This is a genomic window from Parabacteroides sp. merdae-related_45_40 (assembly GCF_001915675.1).
Window position 1 is genome coordinate 1 of record NZ_MNQY01000021.1, and the last position, 2,644, is coordinate 2,644.

Annotated in this window: 2 protein-coding genes; both read left to right on the forward strand. The window is 43.4% G+C overall.

Going from position 1 to position 2,644, the window contains the following annotated elements; translation table 11 throughout:
- The first annotated feature begins 311 nt into the window (after positions 1 to 311).
- Complete coding sequence (locus tag BHV83_RS00375) at positions 312 to 1,523, forward strand: fimbrial protein (protein ID WP_005637619.1); 1,212 nt, start codon at positions 312 to 314, stop codon at positions 1,521 to 1,523.
- Between the two features lie 36 nt (positions 1,524 to 1,559).
- Positions 1,560 to 2,462 (forward strand): FimB/Mfa2 family fimbrial subunit, encoded by a 903-nt coding sequence (locus BHV83_RS00380; protein WP_039849980.1) that lies wholly within the window; start codon positions 1,560 to 1,562, stop codon positions 2,460 to 2,462.
- The last annotated feature ends 182 nt before the right edge of the window (positions 2,463 to 2,644 follow it).

Sequence of the window (2,644 nt, forward strand, 5' to 3'; positions counted from 1 at the left end):
GCAGATTGCAAAACCGATATAAAGGCTAATACAATCTGCTTTCGTCTTTTTAAAGATTGGGATTAAATCTTAAGAGGATACCTTTTTCAGTGCCCTCGCCTTTTCAGACACCTTCTTTTTAGTTTATAGAAAGGAGGTATTTATGGCATCTGTTGCACAAACCTATGCAAACCTATCAAAACGCCTGTGTGATAGGTTTATCTATTAATAAAGAGAGTGACACCTATTCTTAAAACACGCAAAGCTAAATACTTTTGTATTGTATAAATCAAAATAAGGGATAAATAGAAATTAATAAAATATACATATTTATGAAATTGAAGAGTTATTTTCTTTTGAGTATAGTGGTAGGGATGACATTTGCGTGTTCATCAGACGAGAACGTCCCGGAGGTGGAGGTTTTTACTCCGGATGCAACTTTGTCTTTGGCTGCTGTTGCAGATGGGAAAAGCTTGACTAAAGCCGGTGAAGGAGAGGGGGAAAATATTGATCAGGAAGATGCTATTAATAGTTTGCATGTGATGGTTTTTTATGCTGATGGAAACTTGCAAATTGATAAAGTGGTTGCAATCAATAGAGTGGAGGATTTGGATGTACAAAGCGGTGCTGTCAAAATTCTTGTATTAGCAAATGCTGGAACGCGGGAAAAACAATTTGGCACATTAAAGGAAGCATTAGTATATCAGAGGGCATTAGATAATGAGAATGAAAATAACGGATACTCTATGAGCAGTCGGTTAATCGAGGCTACGTTAGATGAGGGAAAGCATAATATTTTTGGTGAAATAAAAGATTTCTCCGGTCATATGCCGAATGTATCAAAGGACGGAAATAATATTAAACTGACACGCCACATTGCCCAAATCAACTTGAAATCAGTTTCTGTGAAATCTGATAATGGAAAAGCTTCTTTCGTCATTGACTCTGTCTTTATGGCAAATGTGAAAGGCTATTCTTTGATGGCGGCCAATTCCACTGAAGAATGGGGGATGGTGGAGAGCAAAGGAGCACCGGAAGGTAATTTCTTATGGTGGTACGGCCAATATGAAAATGAATATTGGAATGGTGAATACAAGACGATTGAGGATGGTTTGTTGAAGGCTGATTTGTTAGGCTTTAATGCTAATAAACGGAAAGTGACCTCTTCCTCTCCTTGGAAACCAGAAACAGGCCAACTCGCTTGTGGCAAATCATTTATCGTATATGAAAATATGGTTGATGCCGTCAAGCCCGGACAACGTACTTTGTTAGTGTTGAAGGGCACTTATACAGATGATAACGGCAGAGTAGAAGAGAACCGTTTTTATACGATCCCTGTCAATGCAATGGGGACGATGACAAATGCTGAAGGTGGTACACCTGACCACTCTTACGTCAAACGCAACTACCGTTACAACATCTCCCTCACCATTAATAGCAGTGGTTCCGACCGGCCGTATGATCCGGTGACTGAGGCTTGTATGGATGTGGCTGTTACGGTGGCTGACTGGGATGTGATCGAGCAAAATGAAGATTTGGATTAATAGGGTAAAATGAATGGGAATAAAAAACAAAACGTTATGAAATCAATATTGACAAAAAAGGTTTTATTTCTGGCACTTGTCGCAGTTACGGTCTTTGCCACCGGCTGTATCAAGGAAGACTTGGACGAGTGCTATAAGCTGACACTAAAGGTCGTGAACCACAAAGGTGATGATATCACGGCTTTGAGCGTTGTTTCGGAAGCCAAGCTCTTTATCTACGATAACAACTCGAAGCTGCTTGATACGCGCGATCTCAACGATGCCTTTATCAGAGGCAAAGAAACCATTGAGTTGAACTATCCCGAAAGTTCGAAACTGCACCTGATCGCATGGGGAAACCTCAAAGGACATCAGGACGTGAACGAGGCCACCAAGGCCGAAGACTTCGCCGTTTCTCTGAAGAGCGAAGGCGAGATCGCACAATCTCCCGACAGCATCTTTTTCGGCGATATCGATGTGACAGTACGCGGGAACGGTGTGGCTGGCGGAAACCAGGAAATCGTGCTCGAACCCAAAACCGGAACGGTCGAGATGAGAACGCTTAACCTTCAATATGCCCTGACGGCAAGAGGGCTGCGTGCGACCGATGAATGCGATTTTTATATGGACCGCACCTTGAACACGATCGACTATAAGGGCGAGTTGACCGGCGACAGCGTCTACTACAACCCCGAAGCCGACTGGAAAGACTCCGAATGGGAAACGACAGGACCGCAGGCGCTCTATTTAGGTCAGAATATGACCGGAAGCATACAGGTCGGTAACGACCGTTACGAAGTGAAGGAAGGAACTTTCGACGACGGTACGACAGGCCCGATCGAAATCCATCCGTTCCAGCGTACATTGGTACTATTCGCATGGGGCGAAGACGGCGCCTTCTTAGGCGCAAGGATCAAAGTGACTCCTTGGGGTGTTGTCGATGATGATATTGAATGGTAATAAGAAACGAATGCTAATATATAAAGACGAATGAGTATGTTACATAAAAATATAATAAAGCTGGCAGCCCTCCTTTGGTGTGTGCTGACAGTCGCTTCGTGTACCAACGAAGATTTCGATAAAGGCAACAACGGTCCGGATGTCCCCGAAGGTCTGCCGGTGACCTTGAAACTGAATATCGG

Excerpts from the sequence above, each read along its gene's own strand:
- BHV83_RS00380 (WP_039849980.1), top strand. The coding sequence starts at position 1,560 with ATGAAATCAATATTGACAAAAAAGGTTTTATTTCTGGCACTTGTCGCA.
- BHV83_RS00375 (WP_005637619.1), top strand. The coding sequence starts at position 312 with ATGAAATTGAAGAGTTATTTTCTTTTGAGTATAGTGGTAGGGATGACA.